The organism is Burkholderia metallica (genome assembly GCF_902832845.1).
Taxonomy (GTDB): domain Bacteria; phylum Pseudomonadota; class Gammaproteobacteria; order Burkholderiales; family Burkholderiaceae; genus Burkholderia; species Burkholderia metallica.
In genome coordinates this window covers 368,806-385,310 of the sequence record NZ_CADFDB010000002.1, presented here as the reverse complement: position 1 = coordinate 385,310, position 16,505 = coordinate 368,806, and the positions used below count along the sequence as shown (strand labels likewise).

At 68.4% G+C, this 16,505-nt stretch carries 13 protein-coding genes and 1 pseudogene; 10 read left to right on the top strand and 4 right to left on the bottom strand.

The genetic code is table 11. From position 1 onward, the window contains the following. Window positions 1-26 precede the first annotated feature (26 nt). A complete protein-coding gene (locus tag HWX08_RS09075) occupies window positions 27-689 on the top strand; it encodes an OmpA family protein (protein WP_174920443.1) in 663 nt (220 codons plus the stop codon). 214 nt (window positions 690-903) lie between these two features. Here HWX08_RS09075 and HWX08_RS09070 read toward each other — a convergent pair whose 3' ends face one another. After that, on the bottom strand, window positions 904-1,092 hold the full coding sequence (locus HWX08_RS09070) for a hypothetical protein (RefSeq protein WP_069258809.1): 189 nt from the start codon (window positions 1,090-1,092) through the stop codon (window positions 904-906). A 270-nt stretch (window positions 1,093-1,362) separates the two neighbouring features. Between HWX08_RS09070 and HWX08_RS09065 the strand changes: the two genes are divergently transcribed. The 9 genes from HWX08_RS09065 to uvrA all read left to right on the top strand — a co-directional run bounded on the left by HWX08_RS09065 (window position 1,363) and on the right by uvrA (window position 14,179). Further along, a complete protein-coding gene (locus HWX08_RS09065; RefSeq protein WP_069258591.1) occupies window positions 1,363-1,872 on the top strand; it encodes a DUF1269 domain-containing protein in 510 nt (169 codons plus the stop codon). 239 nt (window positions 1,873-2,111) lie between these two features. Beyond that, window positions 2,112-2,621, top strand: coding sequence for a hypothetical protein (locus HWX08_RS09060; protein WP_069258590.1), 510 nt, complete (start codon window positions 2,112-2,114; stop codon window positions 2,619-2,621). Window positions 2,622-2,885: 264 nt separating this feature from the next. After that, window positions 2,886-4,034, top strand: a complete 1,149-nt coding sequence (locus HWX08_RS09055; protein ID WP_174920442.1) for a c-type cytochrome — start codon at window positions 2,886-2,888, stop codon at window positions 4,032-4,034. Between the two features lie 13 nt (window positions 4,035-4,047). Beyond that, window positions 4,048-5,808 carry a cytochrome c oxidase subunit I gene (gene ctaD, locus HWX08_RS09050; protein WP_174920441.1) on the top strand — a complete coding sequence of 587 codons (1,761 nt, stop codon included), beginning with the start codon at window positions 4,048-4,050 and terminating at the stop codon, window positions 5,806-5,808. Then, a complete protein-coding gene (locus HWX08_RS09045; protein ID WP_174920440.1) occupies window positions 5,805-6,416 on the top strand; it encodes a cytochrome c oxidase subunit 3 in 612 nt (203 codons plus the stop codon). The genes ctaD and HWX08_RS09045 overlap by 4 nt, the downstream gene beginning before the upstream one ends. Next, window positions 6,413-7,147, top strand: a complete 735-nt coding sequence (locus HWX08_RS09040) for a heme-copper oxidase subunit III family protein (protein WP_174920439.1) — start codon at window positions 6,413-6,415, stop codon at window positions 7,145-7,147. Before HWX08_RS09045 ends, HWX08_RS09040 begins: the two co-directional genes overlap by 4 nt. 8 nt (window positions 7,148-7,155) lie before the next feature. Beyond that, window positions 7,156-7,497, top strand: a complete 342-nt coding sequence (locus HWX08_RS09035) for a cytochrome C oxidase subunit IV family protein (RefSeq protein WP_174920438.1) — start codon at window positions 7,156-7,158, stop codon at window positions 7,495-7,497. 173 nt (window positions 7,498-7,670) lie between these two features. Further along, on the top strand, window positions 7,671-7,982 hold the full coding sequence (locus tag HWX08_RS09030) for a high-potential iron-sulfur protein (protein WP_174920437.1): 312 nt from the start codon (window positions 7,671-7,673) through the stop codon (window positions 7,980-7,982). Window positions 7,983-8,284: 302 nt separating this feature from the next. Beyond that, the gene (gene uvrA, locus HWX08_RS09025; protein WP_174920436.1) at window positions 8,285-14,179 is read left to right on the top strand and encodes an excinuclease ABC subunit UvrA; all 5,895 of its coding nucleotides are present in this window, start codon (window positions 8,285-8,287) and stop codon (window positions 14,177-14,179) included. 118 nt (window positions 14,180-14,297) lie between these two features. Here uvrA and HWX08_RS34315 read toward each other — a convergent pair. The 3 genes and pseudogenes from HWX08_RS34315 to HWX08_RS09015 form a co-directional block, all read right to left on the bottom strand. Further along, window positions 14,298-14,452: pseudogene (locus tag HWX08_RS34315) on the bottom strand (long-chain fatty acid--CoA ligase); the annotation flags it as partial. A gap of 47 nt (window positions 14,453-14,499) precedes the next feature. After that, window positions 14,500-15,186: a nitroreductase family protein gene (locus HWX08_RS09020; protein WP_174920435.1), complete on the bottom strand. Its 687-nt coding sequence runs from the start codon at window positions 15,184-15,186 to the stop codon at window positions 14,500-14,502. 151 nt (window positions 15,187-15,337) lie between these two features. Next, the gene (locus HWX08_RS09015) at window positions 15,338-16,504 is read right to left on the bottom strand and encodes a CaiB/BaiF CoA transferase family protein (RefSeq protein WP_174920434.1); all 1,167 of its coding nucleotides are present in this window, start codon (window positions 16,502-16,504) and stop codon (window positions 15,338-15,340) included. Window position 16,505: the final 1 nt, after the last annotated feature.

The following is a 16,505-nucleotide window of genomic DNA, read 5'->3' as shown; positions in this document are numbered from 1 at the left end:
GCCCCTCGCATTTTCGGAGTCAACAAGTGAAAAACATCCATCTTGCCCTGCTGGCGTCCGTCGTTTCCCTCGCGGCCTGTTCGAGCGCGTCGGGGCCGACTTACAACGCCTATGAACTTCAGCCCCGTGACGGCATCCGGACCTTCCGGGTCGACTGTCACGGCATCCTGTCGAGCGCGCAGACCTGCGTGAAGGTCGCGACGCGCATGTGCGGCAACGAGCCGGTGCGCCGGATCGACTCCACGACGCCGTACCGCGACGGCGCCGATCCGCACTCGATGGTGTTCCAGTGCGGTGCGGCCCCCGCGCCGGTCGCGGCGGCCGCCGCGCCGGCACCGGCCGCGGTCGAGAAGGTGAGCCTGACCGGCGATGCGTACTTCGCGACCGACTCGGCGGTGCTCACGCCCGCGGCGAGCGCCGCGCTCGACAAGCTGCTCGACCAGCAGGGCGACAAGCATTTCTCGCGCGTGGACGTGGACGGCTATACCGACGCGACCGGCTCGGACGCGCACAACCAGGCGCTGTCGAAGCGCCGCGCCGATGCCGTCGCCGCGTATCTGCGCGAACACGGGCTGAAGGCGGATTCGTTTGCCGCGACGGGGCACGGCGAAGCCAATCCGGCGGCATCGAACGATACCGTCGAGGGCCGTGCACGCAATCGCCGTGTGGAAATTTCGCTGCAGAAGTAACGCGTAGCGACCGCGGTTGCCGCAGGCGTGATCGTCGACACGGACGGGACGGCGCGCTTGCGGCAGCGGCGCTAGATGGCAACGCGGGCCGTCGAGGACAGATACGCGAACGCGGCGCGTGTGCGGTGTCGCCGCCGTCGTCGCACGGACGCCGTTGCAGCAGCGGCGCGATGCAGGTTCGATCCGCGAGCCGTCATCCGCGCCGCGCAACGGATCAGTGCCTGATCACGCAGACGGCCACGATCTCGTATCCGGGGTCGGCATGCGTATTCGCCGCTTTTTCCGCTTCGTCATACGAACCGAAGGACATTGCGTCTTCGATTGCTGGCGCCATGCCGATGTCGCCGTCCTCGGCAGTGCAGAGGAATTGCTCGCCGGTCTTCACGACGTAGACGGACATCATGATTCCCTCCATCGGTTGCAGGGGGAAATTCCAGTCTAGCAGGCAGGAGAGGATGCGGCAGTCTGCCGTGTCGTCGACGTGAGGCCGTGGGTCCGACGCGGCGCGTGTGCAAGCGCAAAGCCGCGCACGATACCCGCATGCGACCCCGAACCCCGAACGCGATGTCACCGTCGGAATGCCCGTGTGCGCACGGATACCATGCGGCCGACGCTGACCTAGAATGAAACAGGCTCCGTTGCGGATGAGCCGATGGAAAAAGAGGGGGGTGCCATGAGACGCCTTTATTTTCTCGTCCCCGATACGCAGATGGCGAAGGCGATCGTCGATGACCTGCTGCGCGCTCGCATCATCTGGCGCCATATTCATGTGCTCGCCAATCACAGCGTCCAACTCGATGAGTTGCCCGAAGCATCGTTGCTTCAGAGCAGCGACGTCGTGCATGCGCTCGAGCGCGGCGTCGCGCTCGGCGGTGCGACCGGCGCGCTCATCGGCCTCGTCGCGCTGGTGTTCCCTCCCGCGGAACTCGTGATCGCGGGCGGCGCCGTCGTCGCATTGACGCTCGCGGGCGCGGGCTTCGGCGCGTGGACGGCCGCGATGATCGGCATCGCCGAGCCGAACGGGCGACTCGCGCGATTCCGCGAAGCCATCCGGGACGGCCAGATCCTGATCATGGCCGACGTGCCAGCGCTGCGGGAGCAGGAAATCGAGGAGATGGTCGCCCGGCATTTTCCGACGGCGGACCTGGAGGGCGCCGAACCCACGACGCCGATCTTCCCCTGACGCGCGAACATTCGCAGATACGGACACCGGCGCTCGTCGACGTGCCCCGACGAACGCGTGTTCGCATGGCCGCGATCCTCGGCGGCATGCCGTTGCGTTCCGATGCGCCGCACGGGCTTCTCGCGCGTTGCGCCGGCCCCGTATCCGGCCGTTGAGGATCACGGGCCGTCGGCGCGAATCGCGCGTTCGGAACCCGAGTGCTGAAGTCGAATCTTCAGCAGCTTCAGCAAGGAGGTCATATGGAACTGCACCTTCAATCACATCATTGGGAACGGCGCACGCCGGACTGGGTCGCCGCCGCGGTGGCCGGCCTCGCGGGCGGTGCGCTGGTGATCGTGCTGGAATTCTTCTGGTCGACGCTGGTGCTCGGTGAAAGCCCGTGGCGGCCGACCCACAAGATCGCGGCGATGGTGATGGGCCGCAGCGCGCTCGGTCAGCTCTCGCAATTCAAGCTCGAAATCGTCGCGATGGCATTGCTGCTGCACTACGTGCTCGGCGCGATCATGGGGATGATGCTCGCCGCGATCATCGCGCCGTTCCGCTTCGATTCGAGCGTGGGGATGGAAGCGGTGATCGGGCTGGCCTTCGGTATCGTCGCGTATGCGTGGAACTTCCATGTGATGACGGCCGTGTTTCCGTGGTTCGTGTCGGAACGGGGTGCCGGGCCGTTGCTGGCCAACCTGCTGTTCGGCGTGGTCGCCGCCGTCGCTTACGGCAGGCTGGAGCGATGGCGCGGGCACGGCCACTGACGTATCGATCCCTCCCGTCGCGCGGGCCTGAAATACGCGGCGTGCGCGCCCCGCCGCGCTGCCTTGCACGATGCACGGGAGCGGACTACCTTTTTCTTTAGAGCCGTCGTATGCGACGCATCGTGAAGCGATCCCGGCGGAGTCGCCGGCGCCGAGCGCCGACGATACGACGATAAGAAGAATGCGAAACGCGGCGATGCGGCACGACGCCGCCGGCCGCGTCGTGCCGACGGCTCGAGCGCGTGACATGCAGCGAGGCGGCGTATGGCCCTTGCGATTGCCCTGGTCCTGATCATCGTATTGGCGGTGGGGTTTCACTTTGCCAGCCCTTGGTGGATCACGCCGATCGCGTCGAACTGGGTGCGCATGGACGACATGCTGACGATCACGCTCGTCATCACCGGCGCATTCTTCATCGCGATCAACCTGTTCATCGTGATCGCACTGGTGCGCTACCGTCACCGCGACGGCCATCGCGCCGCCTACGCGCCGCACGACAGGCGGCTCGAATGGTGGCTGATCGGGCTGACCTCGGTCGGCGTGGCGGCGTTGCTGGCGCCGGGGCTCTTCGTCTACGCGGACTACGTCCGGCCGCCGCCGAAGGCGTTGCAGATGGAAGTGCTCGGCCAGCAATGGCAATGGCGCTTCCGTTTCGCCGGACCGGGCGGCAAGCTGGGCACGACGGACGTGCGCTACATCAGCAACGACAACCCGTTCGGCCTGAATCCCGCCGACCCCAACGGCCGCGACAACTACCTGATCGAGTCGCCCGAGGTGCACCTGCCGCTCAACCGGCCGGTCCAGGTGCTGACCCGGTCGCGCGACGTGCTGCACGACTTCTACGTGCCGCCGTTTCGCGCGCGCATGAACATGGTGCCGGGCATGGTGACCACCTTCTGGTTCACGCCGACCAAGGCGGGGCGTTACGACATCCTGTGCGCGCAGCTCTGCGGCATCGGGCACTCCGGCATGCGCGGCGTGGTGGTGGTGGAGGACGAGGCATCGTTCTCGCGCTGGCTCGCGCGGCAGCCGACGTTCGCGCAACGGCAGCTGGCCGGCGTGCAGTCGGCATCCGCCGCCGCGGGCGGCGGCGCACCGGCGCTCGCCGAGCTGGGCAGGACGCTCGCGGCGGCCAAGGGCTGCGTCGCGTGCCATACCGTGGACGGCAGTCCGCGCGTCGGCCCGACGTGGAAGGGGCTGTACGGCAAGACCGAAACGATGGCCGACGGCAGCACCGCGAAGGTGGACGACGCGTATCTGCGCGCGTTCATCCGCAACCCGACGGCCCGCGTCGTGAAGGGTTTCTCGCCGATCATGCCGCGCTTCGACCTGAGCGACCAGGAACTGAACGCGCTGGTCGCCTATATCGAGGCGCAGGGCGGGCCGGACACCGCCGACGCGGCCCGGCGCTAGCGGAGCAGAGGCCATGACGTACGCACACCCCGACCACGCCCCGCGCAGCTTCTGGACCCGCTACGTGTGGAGCCAGGACCACAAGGTCATCGCCGTGCAGTACGCGCTGACGGCCATCGCCATCGGCCTGGTCGGCATGGTGCTGTCGGATCTGATGCGGCTGCAGCTCGGCTTCCCGGGCAAGTTCGCGTTCATCGACGCGACCCACTACTACCAGTTCGTCACGATGCACGGGATGATCATGGTGATCTACCTGCTGACGGCGCTGTTCCTGGGCGGCTTCGGCAACTACCTGATCCCGCTGATGCTCGGCGCGCGCGACATGGTGTTCCCGTTCCCCAACATGCTCAGCTACTGGGTCTACCTGCTGGCCGTGCTGGTGCTGATGGCGAGCTTCTTCGTGCCGGGCGGGCCGACCGGCGCGGGCTGGACGCTGTATCCGCCGCAGGCGATCCTGCCGGGCACGCCGGGCGTGCAATGGGGCATCGTGCTGATGCTCGTGTCGCTGGCGATCTTCATCGTCGCGGCGACGATGGGCGGCCTGAACTACGTCACCACCACGCTGCAGGCGCGCACGCGCGGGATGACGCTGATGCGCATGCCGCTCACCGTGTGGGGGATCTTCACCGCGACCATCCTGGCGCTGCTCGCGTTTCCGGCGCTGTTCGTGTCGGCGGCGATGATGCTGCTCGACCGGACGCTCGGCACCAGCTTCTTCGTGCCGGCCGTGGTGTCGATGGGGCAGACGCTCAAGCACGCGGGCGGCAGCCCGCTGCTGTTTCAGCACCTGTTCTGGTTCTTCGGGCATCCGGAGGTCTACATCGTCGCGCTGCCGGCCTTCGGCATCGCGTCGGACCTCATCAGCACGCACGCGCGCAAGAGCATCTTCGGCTACCGGATGATGGTGTGGGCGATCGTCGTCATCGGTGCGCTGAGCTTCGTGGTCTGGGCGCACCACATGTTCATCGCCGGCATGAACCCGTACTTCGGCTTCTTCTTTGCGACGACCACGCTCGTCATCGCCGTGCCGACCGCGCTCAAGGTCTACAACTGGGTGCTGACGCTGTGGCGCGGCGACATCCATCTGACCGTGCCGATGCTGTTCGCGATCGGCTTCATCAGCACGTTCGTGCTGGGCGGGCTGACCGGGCTCTACCTCGGCAACGTGAGCGTGGACATTCCGCTGTCGAACACGTACTTCGTGGTCGCGCACTTCCACATGGTGATGGCCGTGTCGCCGATCCTGGTGGTGTTCGGCGGCCTCTATCACTGGTATCCGAAGGTGACGGGCCGCATGCTCGACGACACGCTCGGGCGCGTGCATTTCTGGATCACCTTCGTCGGGACCTATGCGATCTACTTCCCGATGCACTATCTCGGCATCCTCGGCATGCCGCGACGGTATTACGCGTACGAGGGCTACAGTTTCATTCCGCATTCGGCGCAGACGCTCAACGCGTTCATTACCGTCGTCGCGCTGATCGTCGCGGCCGCGCAGCTGCTGTTCCTGTTCAACCTCGCGTGGAGCCTCGCGCGCGGCAAGCGCGCCGACGGCAACCCGTGGCGCGCGACCACGCTCGAATGGCAGACGCCGCAAACGCCGCCGGCGCACGGCAACTGGGGCGCCGCGCCGCCGGTCGTTTACCGCTGGGCATACGAATACAGTCCACCGGGGCAGGCGCAGGACTTCGTCCCGCAGAACCAGCCGCCCGCGACGCCATCCGGGCCCGAGCCGGCCCGGCCGGCGCTTCATCCCGGCGAGGCGCGCGAATGACCACGCTGCCGCGCCCCTTCGTTCCCGATGCGCGATCCGGCGCGCCGAACGCGGGCCGCACGGGTTTGATCGTCTTCATGGCGGTCGCCACCGCGTTGTTTTCGCTGCTGCTGCTCGCCTATGGGATGCGCATGCGCGAGCCGGACTGGCAGCCGATCCCGCACCCGGCGCTGCTCTGGTGGAACACCGGCGCGCTGGCGCTCGCAAGCGCGGCGATGCAGCAGGCCCGGCGGATCACCTGGCACCGCGCCGCGTGGCTGGTCGCCGGCGGGGGGCTGGCGGCGCTGTTCGTGATCGGGCAACTGGCCGCGTGGCGCATGCTGTCCGCCGCCGGGCAGACGATCGCCGTCAATCCGTCCGACAGCTTCCTCTACCTGCTCACCGGCCTGCACGGGCTGCACGTGCTCGGCGGGCTCGCGGCCTGGGGGATGACCATCGTGCGTGTGCGGCGCGCGGACCCGTTCCGCGCGCAGCGCGCCATCTCACTGTGCGCGATCTACTGGCATTTTCTGCTGGCGGTCTGGCTCGTGCTGCTCGCGGCGATGTGGTGGATCACCCCCGCGATCGTCGCCGCCGTTTGCGGGCCGCTGTATGGAGCCGCCCCATGACCTCGCCCACGCTCCACCCCGAATCCGCCGGCGAATCCGCGGCCGAACCGGCCGTCGACCTCGCGCCGCCCGGCGGCGGCCCCGACGGCTGGCGCGGCATCGTCACCGACTGGTCGGCCGACCGCGAAGCGTTCAAGGTGCCGTGGGGCAAGGCGATGATGTGGATCTTCCTGCTGTCGGACACTTTCGTCTTCAGCAGCTTCCTGATCGGCTACATGACGGTGCGCATGTCGACCACGGCGCCGTGGCCCGATACGTCGAAGGTGTTCGGGCTCACCGTGGGCGGCGTGGAGGTGCCGTTGCTGCTGATCGCGATCATGACGTTCATCCTGATCAGCAGCAGCGGCACGATGGCGATGGCCGTGAACTTCGGCTACCGGCGCAACGCCAGGCGCGCCGCCGCGCTGTTGCTGGCGACCGCGCTGCTGGGCGCGACCTTCGTGTCGCTGCAGGCCTTCGAATGGAGCAATCTGATCTTCCGCGAAGGCATACGGCCGTGGGGCAACCCGATGGGCGCCGCCCAGTTCGGCGCGTGCTTCTTCATGATCACCGGGTTCCACGGCTTTCACGTGAGCTGCGGCGTGATCTACCTGCTGCTGGTCGCACGCAAGATCCTGCAACCGGGGTTCGCCGATCGCGGCAACTTTCAGATCGTCGAGATTGCCGGCCTGTACTGGCACTTCGTCGATCTCGTGTGGGTGTTCATCTTCGCGCTGTTCTATTTGTGGTGAGGCCGGGTATGGACCATACCGATCCCGCCGATCGACCCGACGCCGCGCACGGCCAGCAGCATCCGGTCGGCATCTACCTGAAGATCTGGGGCCTGCTGTTCGTGCTGAGCACGCTGTCGTACCTGGTCGACTACTTCCACGTGCAGGGCCTGCTGCGCTGGGTGCTGATCGTCGTGCTGATGATCGCCAAGGCCGGGCTGATCGTGTCGATTTTCATGCACATGATGTGGGAGCGGCTGGCGCTGGTGTACGCGATCCTGATCCCGCCGCTGTGCCTGCTGGTGCTGCTGGTGCTGATGGCCGCCGAAGCGCATCACACGTTCGGCATGCGGGTGCTGTTCTTCCACTGATCCCGTCGACAGCCGTGCATCCCGTCAATCACCGTGCGCCGGTCGACCGGCGCCGCGCATCGCGACGGGTGCGATGCGTGGGCGCCATACGGGGCGATCGCCGGACGCCGTCATGTCGTCGCGGAATCTCGCTTTCCCGACATGCGTTCACGCACACCTGAAAGGAGGCTCCCATGACATTCTCACGCCGACGTTTCATCGCAGCCACCACCGTTTTCGCGTCCGCGCTGGCCGTCGGACGTCGCGCGGCGGCGGATGCCGGGGTGGTGCAGGAATCCGATGCAAACGCGCTGGCGCTCGGTTACAAGGCGGATGCCGGCCGGGTCGATCGCGCGAAATTTCCGAAGTTTCAGGCGGGCCAGGCCTGTGCGAATTGCCAGTTCTTCCAGGGCAAGACCGGCGCCGCGATCGCGCCGTGCGCCATTTTCGGCGGCAAGCAGGTGGCGGCCAAGGGCTGGTGCAGCGCCTATTCGAAGAAGGCGTAGCACGCAGGTGCGGCATGACGGCGCTGCCGGCGCGCGTGACGCGCAAGCGATTGACGGGGCCGGACCAACCCACCGGCGCGTGAACGCAAGGCCGGGCCCGCCGACGCGAAGCCGGCGTAATCTGGCGGCTTTCCCGCACACGCGCCGCGCATGGAAAACTGTATGAATATACAGTATAGTATCCGTCGAACTCGAGCGGCGCGGGCATGACCCGTGCGGCACGGTCGCCGCGCATTGCGCGTATCCGCCACAGCGTTCCGGCACCGTGAATTCCGGCTAACTCATTCAGACGGGCAGGCAAATTGTCATCCAGCAATCTGATCCGCATTCGCGGAGCACGTCAGCACAACCTCAAGAACCTCGATCTCGACCTGCGCACCGGCGAGATGACGGTCGTCACCGGCCCGTCGGGCTCCGGCAAGTCGAGCCTCGTGTTCGACACGCTGTATGCGGAAGGCCAGCGGCGCTACGTCGAGACCTTCAGCGCGTACGCGCGGCAGTTCCTCGACCGGATGGACCGCCCGCAGGTCGAGCGCGTCGACGGCGTGCCGCCCGCGATCGCGATCGACCAGACCAACCCGGTCCGCAGTTCGCGCTCGACGGTCGGCACGATGACGGAGCTGAACGATCACCTGAAGCTGCTGTACGCGCGCGCGGCCGAGCTGTTCGACCGCCAGACCGCGCGGCAGGTGCGGCACGACACGCCGGAAACGATCTACGCGGAGCTCGTCGCGCGCACGCAGGCGGACGATCCGCGCGTCGTCGTCACGTTCCCGGTCGAGCTGCCGGAAGCGGTGTCCGACGAGGAAATCGCGCAGTGGCTGTCGGCGAGCGGCTATACGCGCGTGCAGGCGCAGCGCGAAGTGGCGTCGCCCACGGGCGCGCGCAAGGTGCTCGACGTGGTGGCCGACCGCTTCCGCGTGCAAGGCGCCGACAAGGCGCGCGTGGTCGAGGCGATCGAGGCGTCGCTGAAGCGCGGCGGCGGCCGCGTGAACGTCTACGTGCTCGCGGCGGAGGCGGAAAACGTAGTCGCCGAGCCGCAGGTGTGGCGTTTTTCCACCGGCCTTCACGATCCCGACAGCGACCTGCGCTACGCGGAGCCGCAGGCGGCGCTGTTCTCGTTCAACTCGGCGTACGGCGCGTGCGAGACCTGCCGCGGCTTCGGCCGCGTGATCGGCGTCGATCTCGGCCTCGTGATTCCCGACGCGCGCAAGACGTTGCGCGGCGGGGCGATCAAGCCGATGCAGACGCCCGCATGGAAGGAGTGCCAGGACGACCTGATGCGCTACGCGGCGAAAGCCGGCATCCCGCGCGACACGCCGTGGGCCGACCTGTCGGACGCCGAGCGCGACTGGGTCGTCAACGGTTCGCCCGACTGGAACGGCAAGTGGCAGAGCCAGTGGTACGGCGTGAAACGCTTCTTCGGCTATCTCGAATCGAAGGCGTACAAGATGCACATCCGCGTGCTGCTGTCGAAATACCGCAGCTACACGCCGTGCGACGTGTGCGGCGGCGCGCGCCTGAAGACGGAATCGCTGCAATGGCGGCTCGGCTCGAAGGAGAATGCCGACCGCGTGCTCGCGCCGGCCGATCGCTTCATGCCGCGCGGCGTCGACTGGAGCCGCGCGCAGCTCGAAGCGCTGCCGGGCCTGACCGTGCACGACCTGATGCTGCTGTCGATCGAGCGCATCCGCCGCTTCTTCGACGACATCACGCTGCCGAGCGCGCTGCTCGACGATGCGCTGAAGCTGCTGCTCGCCGAGGTGCGCACGCGCCTGAAATACTTGTGCGACGTGGGGCTCGGCTACCTGACGCTCGACCGGCAGAGCCGCACGCTGTCGGGCGGCGAAGTGCAGCGGATCAACCTGACGACGGCGCTCGGCACGTCGCTCACGAAAACCCTGTTCGTGCTCGACGAGCCGAGCATCGGGCTGCATCCGCGCGACCTCACGCGGATCGTCGAGGCGATGCAGCGGCTGCGCGACGCGGGCAATACGCTGGTGGTCGTCGAACACGATCCGTCGGTGATGCTCGCGGCCGACCGGCTGATCGACATGGGGCCCGGCCCCGGCGAGCGCGGCGGCACGATCGTCTACGACGGCACGCCGGCCGACATCCGTTCCGCGCCCACGCTGACGGGCGAATATCTCGGCGGGCGCAAGCAGGTCGCGCATGCGTCGAACTGGGCGCGCCGCGTGGTCGACGCGAACACACCGCGCATCGTGCTCGAAGGCGCGAGCGAACACAACCTGCGCGACGTGACGGTCGAGATTCCGCTGCAACGGCTCGTCTGCGTGACGGGCGTGTCGGGCTCCGGCAAGTCCACGCTGCTGCAGGACGTGCTGTATCCGGCGATGGCGCGGCACCACGGCAAGGCGACCGAGTCGCCGGGCGCCTACCGCAGCCTCACGGGCGCCGACCAGGTGGGCGACGTCGTGTTCGTCGACCAGTCGCCGATCGGCAAGACCACGCGCTCGAACCCGGCGAGCTACGTCGGCGCGTTCGACGAAATCCGCAAGCTGTTCGCGAAGGCGCCGCTCGCGCTGCAGCGCGGCTACGGCGCGGGCACGTTCAGCTTCAACTCGGGCGACGGCCGGTGCCCGACCTGCGGCGGCTCGGGCTTCGAGCACATCGAGATGCAGTTCCTGAGCGACGTCTACCTGCGCTGCCCGGACTGCGACGGCAGCCGCTACCGCGCCGAGATTCTCGAAGTGCGCATCGAGCGCGACGGCCGCGCGCTGAACATCGCCGACGTGCTCGACCTCACGGTCAGCGAGGCGGCCGCGTTCTTCGCGGCCGACGCCGAGGTGCTGCGCGTGCTTCAGCCGATCGTCGACGTCGGCCTCGAATACGTGAAGCTCGGCCAGCCGGTGCCGACGCTGTCGGGCGGCGAGGCGCAGCGGCTGAAACTGGCCGGTTTCCTCGCCGAATCGGCGGCGGCGGCCAACGGGCGCCGGGTCGCGACGGAAGAGGCGCGCATCGCGCGCGCGAAGCTGTTCATGTTCGACGAGCCGACCACCGGGCTGCACTTCGATGACATCGCGAAGCTGATGCAGGCGTTCGGCAAGCTGCTCGCGGCCGGCCATTCGCTGATCGTGATCGAGCACAACCTCGACGTGATCCGCGCGGCCGACTGGCTGATCGACCTCGGCCCGGAAGGCGGCGACGGCGGCGGGCGCGTGCTGTGCGCGGGCACGCCCGACGACGTGAAGGGCTGCGCCGAATCGCACACGGGCGTGGCGCTGCTGCAGTACGACCGCGACATGGATACCGAAGCGGCGCTCGCCGACGAAGGCAAGCCGCTGCAGGCCGTGCTGAATGCGGCGCGCGAGCGGCGTGCGATCGAAGGCGAGGACGTCGTGCGGATCGTCAACGCGCGCGAGCACAACCTGAAATCCCTCGACGTCGACATCCCGCACGGCAAGTTCAACGTGATCACCGGCGTGTCGGGTTCCGGCAAGTCGACGCTCGCGTTCGACATCCTGTTCCACGAAGGCCAGCGCCGCTACCTCGAATCGCTGAACGCGTATGCGCGCTCGATCGTGCAGCCGGCCGGCCGCCCCGAAGTCGACGCGGTGTACGGCATCCCGCCGACGGTGGCGATCGAGCAGCGGCTGTCGCGCGGCGGGCGCAAGAGCACCGTCGCGACCACGTCCGAGGTCTGGCACTTCCTGCGGCTGCTGTACGTGAAGCTCGGCCTGCAGCATTGCATCCACGACGGCACGCCGGTCACGTCGCAATCGGTCGAATCGATCGCCGCGCAGTTGCTGCGCGATCATCGCGGCGAGCACGTCGGGCTGCTCGCGCCGCTCGTCGTGAACCGCAAGGGCGTGTATACCGATCTCGCGAAATGGGCGAAGGCGCGCGGCAGCACGCATCTGCGCGTGGACGGCGAGTTCGTGCCGGTCGATCCGTGGCCGAAGCTCGACCGCTTCCGCGAGCACACGATCGAGTTGCCGGTGGCCGATATCGTCGTGTCGCCGGACAACGAGGCCGAGCTGCGGCGCATGCTCGACGACACGCTCGAGCTCGGCAAGGGCGTGATGCATCTGCTCGCACCGCTCGACGGGCTGCACGATGCGATGCGCAACGATCATTCCACCGCGCGCGTCGGCACGGTCAAGGTGCTGTCGGTCAAGCGTGCGTGCCCGGTGTGCGGCACGAGCTATCCGGAGCTGGACCCGCGGATGTTTTCGTACAACAGCAAGCACGGCTGGTGCACGACCTGCGTCGGCACCGGCGTCACGCTCACGCGCGAGCAGCGCGCCGCGTACGACGACACCGTGCTCGCCGGGGACGATCGCGGCCGCGAGCAGACGCTGCCGTCGGACGAGCAGGAACCGGAAGGCGTCGGCAACGAGCCGTGCCCGGACTGCCACGGCACGCGGCTGAACCCGTCCGCGCGCGCGGTTACGTTCGATGCGCATCCGATCGTCGAAGTCGCGCAATGGACGGTGTCCGACACGCGCCGCTGGATCGACCGGCTGGCACTCACCGGGCGCGACGCGCAGATCGCGCGCGACATCGTCAGCGAGATCGGCAGCCGTCTCGCGTTTCTCGAGGAAGTCGGGCTCGGCTACCTGAGCCTCGATCGCGCGGCGCCGAGCCTGTCGGGCGGCGAAGCGCAGCGCATCCGGCTCGCCGCGCAGCTCGGCAGCAACCTGCAGGGCGTGTGCTACGTGCTCGACGAGCCGACGATCGGCCTGCATCCGCGCGACAACCAGATCCTGCTCGACGCGCTGCGCAAGCTCGGCGACAAGGGCAATACGCTCGTCGTCGTCGAGCATGACGAGGACACGATTCGCCGCGCCGATCACATCATCGACGTCGGCCCGGGCGCCGGCAAGCGCGGCGGCACGCTGGTCGCGCAGGGCGCGGTGGCCGATCTGGCCGCGCAGTCCGATTCGGTTACCGGGCGGCTGCTCGCGCAGCCGATGACGCACCCGCTGCAGCCGCGCCGCGGCGTGAGCCTGCCGGGCAGGAAGGGCGAGCCGGCGGTGCCGGACGCGTGGCTGACCGTGCATGGCGCGAAGCTGCACAACCTGCGCGACGTCACCGTCGGCATTCCGCTCGCGCGGCTCGTCGCGGTGACGGGCGTGAGCGGCTCGGGCAAGTCGACGCTCGCGCGTGACGTGCTGATGACGAACCTGCTCGATGCGGTCGGCCGCTCGGTGCTGTCGTCGCCGGCCACGCGGCGCGCGCGTAAGGCCGCGCAGCAGGATGCGCCGGCCGCCAATCGCCGTTCGAGCGTGCTCGCGCGCAGCGCGCCGCGGCCGTCGCTGAACGTCACGCATGCGTGGCAGGGCTGTGCGTCGCTGAGCGGCTGGGAGCAGATCGACCGCGTGCTGGAAGTCGACCAGACGCCGATCGGCAAGACGCCGCGTTCGTGCCCGGCCACCTATATCGGTGTGTGGGACACGATCCGCAAGCTGTTCGCCGATACGCTGGAAGCGCGGGCGCGCGGCTACACGGCGTCGCGCTTCTCGTTCAATACCGGCGACGGGCGCTGCCCCGCGTGCGAAGGGCAAGGCGTGCGCACGATCGGCATGAGCTTCCTGCCCGACGTGAAGGTGCCGTGCGACGTGTGCCACGGGCAGCGCTTCAACCCCGAAACGCTCGCCGTCACGTGGCGCGGCCGGAACATCGGCGACGTGCTGACGATGGAAATCGACGAAGCGGTGGAATTCTTCGCGCCGATGTCGAACATCGCGCATCCGCTGCAGCTGATGAAGGACGTCGGGCTCGGCTACCTGACGCTCGGCCAGCCGTCGCCCACGCTGTCGGGCGGCGAGGCGCAGCGCATCAAGCTCGTCACCGAGCTGACGAAGGTGCGCGACGACATCACGCGGCGCGGCCAGAAGGCGCCGCACACGCTGTACGTGCTCGACGAACCGACGGTCGGCCTGCACATGGCGGACGTCGCGAAGCTGATTCGCGTGCTGCACCGGCTCGTCGATGCGGGGCACAGCGTCGTCGTGATCGAGCATGACCTCGACGTGATCGCGGAAGCCGACTGGATCATCGATCTCGGGCCGGAAGGCGGCGTGGGCGGCGGCACGATCGTCGCGGCGGCACCGCCGGAGGCGCTGGCGAAGGTGAGCGCGAGCCATACCGGGCAGGCGCTCAAGCCCGTGCTGGCGCGCACGCGTGCGGACGACGGGGAAGTCGAGCGCGAGGGCGAAGCGCGGGTGGGTTGAGCGCGACGCGTCGTGTCGACGGCCTCTTCTTGAGCGATGCGGCTCATGCACCCCTCGCTTCGAGGGGTGTTTTTTTGAGGGCGGTCGTCTGGGCGATATGCCGCGGCCGTGATCGCGGGGCGCGCACGCCGTCGCCCCGTAGTTCGCGTTCGAGCGCATCGGCCAGCGTGCCGCCGTCCGCGTGGCTCAGGCTGCGATCGGGGAGATGGATGAACGGGCGCCCGGGGTCTCGGACAGCCAGCGATCCAGCAATTCACGAATGCGTGCGGTCATGCCCGATTCTCGTTGCCCTTTGCTGCGATACGCGTATGGCAGCCGGCTCAGACGAAGCGCATGACGTCGTCCACGCCGGCGCGCGTGGTGCGGAACTGGTTGACGGGATGCGCGCCTTCCGCGTACCCGAACGAGATGCCGCAAATCATGTGCTGCGTATCGGGAATGCCGAAATACTCGCGCACGAAACGGGCATGGCGGGCCAGCGCGCCCTGCGGCGTGGTGGCCACGCCGTGCGCATACGCCGCGATCAGGAACGACGACACGAAGCCGCCCGCGTCGATGAGCGCATACGGGCCGAGTTCCACCGGCACCGTGACGATCGCCACGTGCGGCGCGTCGAACATGCGGAAGTTGCGGAATGCCTGTTCGGCGCCGCGCTCCGTGTCGTTCGGGCCGATACCCAGCGCCGAATACAGCGCAATGCCGGCGCCGCGACGTCGTTCGCGGTAAACGCCTTCATAGCTCGGCGGGAAGGGTAGGTCCGATTCGTTTTCCGGATGCGCGTTGACCCGCCGGATCAGCACTTGCCGAAAGCGTTCGGTGCTCTCGGGCGTTTCGGTGACGACCAGTTGCCACGGCTGCACGTTGCACCACGAGGCCGAGCGGCCCGCCATGCCGACGATGCTGCGGATCAGTTCGGCGTCGAGCGCCTGATGTCGATAGGCGCGGCAAGTAGAGCGCCCGCTCGTCAGGCAGTCGAGCGCCGCGAGTTCGGGGGTAGGCGATGTCATGTCGGTTGTGTCCTTGCCCGTTGCCCGCCCCGCGCGCTTCGGGGGCACGACGGGCGCGAGCGGAAAACCATCGGGGGGAACACGCCGGCGATTGCACCGGCGGCGGCCATGCGGCGCGCGCGACGCGATCGGCGGCCGTGTTCGCCCTCGGTCAGATGAACGTGCCCTGCGCGCGCCAGGCGTCGATGCGCGCGTCCGGTAGCCAGTCCTGCAGCGCGGCGATCGCGTTGTCGGTGGTCGGCGCAGCGGGTGGCTCGGGCGGTGCGGCCGGCGTGCGCGAGAAACGCGGGCCGGGCGCCGGATGCGTCACGCCGTTCAGGTCGACGAACGTGCGGCGCGCCTTCACATGCGGATGATTCGGCGCTTCGTCGAAGTCGAGCACGGGCGCCACGCACACGTCGAGATGGCCGAGCCGTCGCGCCCACTCGTCGCGCGTGCGTTCCCGGAATTTCGCGGCGAATATCTGCTTGGCTTCGGGCCATTGCGCGCGATCCATCTGCGCCTGCAGCCGCGGATGGTCCTGCAGTCCGAGCTGTTCGAGCAGCAGCCGGTAGAACTTGCCCTCGATGGGGCCGACGCTCACGTACTTCCCGTCCGCGCACGCGTAGACCTCGTAGAACGGCGCGCCGGTGTCGAGCAGGTTCGTGCCGCGCGCGTGGTCGAGCATGCCGGCCGCATGCAGGCCCATCGTCACCGTCATGATCGACGCCACGCCGTCGATCATCGCGGCGTCCACCACCTGCCCCTGCCCGGAACCGCGCGCTTCGAGGATGCCGGCGAGCAGCCCGAAGGCGAGGTACAGCGAGCCGCCCGCATAGTCGCCCAGCACGTTGAGCGGCGGCGTCGGCGCCTGCCCGGCGCGGCCCATCGCATGCAGCGCGCCAGTGATCGAAATGTAGTTCAGGTCGTGGCCGGCCACCTGCGACAGCGGGCCGTCCTGCCCCCATCCGGTCACACGGCCGTAGACGAGGCGAGGGTTGCGCGCCAGGCACGGCTCGGGGCCGAGACCGAGGCGCTCCATCACGCCGGGGCGAAAGCCTTCGATCAGGCCGTCGGCCCGCTCGATCAGCTCGAGCACCATTTCGACGGCAGCGGGATCTTTCAGGTCGACGCGCACGGACTTGCGATTGCGCAGGCCCAGGTCGAATTCCACGGGGCGCGGCGCGCCGAGCCCCGAAGGCTCCTTGCGATCCACGCGGATGACGGTCGCGCCCAGATCGGCGAGGAACATCGCGGCCAGCGGCCCGGGGCCGATGCCCGCGATCTCGACGATCCGGATGCCCGCGAGCGGGCCGCGGCGGGATGGCGCAGCGGACATG

Bases quoted from the DNA above. Each gene is read 5' to 3' on its own strand.
- HWX08_RS09030 (WP_174920437.1), top strand. From the start codon at position 7,671: ATGACATTCTCACGCCGACGTTTCATCGCAGCCACCACCGTTTTCGCG.
- HWX08_RS09070 (WP_069258809.1), bottom strand. From the start codon at position 1,092: ATGATGTCCGTCTACGTCGTGAAGACCGGCGAGCAATTCCTCTGCACT.
- HWX08_RS09020 (WP_174920435.1), bottom strand. From the start codon at position 15,186: ATGACATCGCCTACCCCCGAACTCGCGGCGCTCGACTGCCTGACGAGC.
- HWX08_RS09060 (WP_069258590.1), top strand. From the start codon at position 2,112: ATGGAACTGCACCTTCAATCACATCATTGGGAACGGCGCACGCCGGAC.
- HWX08_RS09040 (WP_174920439.1), top strand. From the start codon at position 6,413: ATGACCTCGCCCACGCTCCACCCCGAATCCGCCGGCGAATCCGCGGCC.
- HWX08_RS09035 (WP_174920438.1), top strand. From the start codon at position 7,156: ATGGACCATACCGATCCCGCCGATCGACCCGACGCCGCGCACGGCCAG.
- HWX08_RS09055 (WP_174920442.1), top strand. From the start codon at position 2,886: ATGGCCCTTGCGATTGCCCTGGTCCTGATCATCGTATTGGCGGTGGGG.
- HWX08_RS09015 (WP_174920434.1), bottom strand. From the start codon at position 16,504: ATGTCCGCTGCGCCATCCCGCCGCGGCCCGCTCGCGGGCATCCGGATC.
- ctaD (WP_174920441.1), top strand. From the start codon at position 4,048: ATGACGTACGCACACCCCGACCACGCCCCGCGCAGCTTCTGGACCCGC.
- HWX08_RS09045 (WP_174920440.1), top strand. From the start codon at position 5,805: ATGACCACGCTGCCGCGCCCCTTCGTTCCCGATGCGCGATCCGGCGCG.
- HWX08_RS09065 (WP_069258591.1), top strand. From the start codon at position 1,363: ATGAGACGCCTTTATTTTCTCGTCCCCGATACGCAGATGGCGAAGGCG.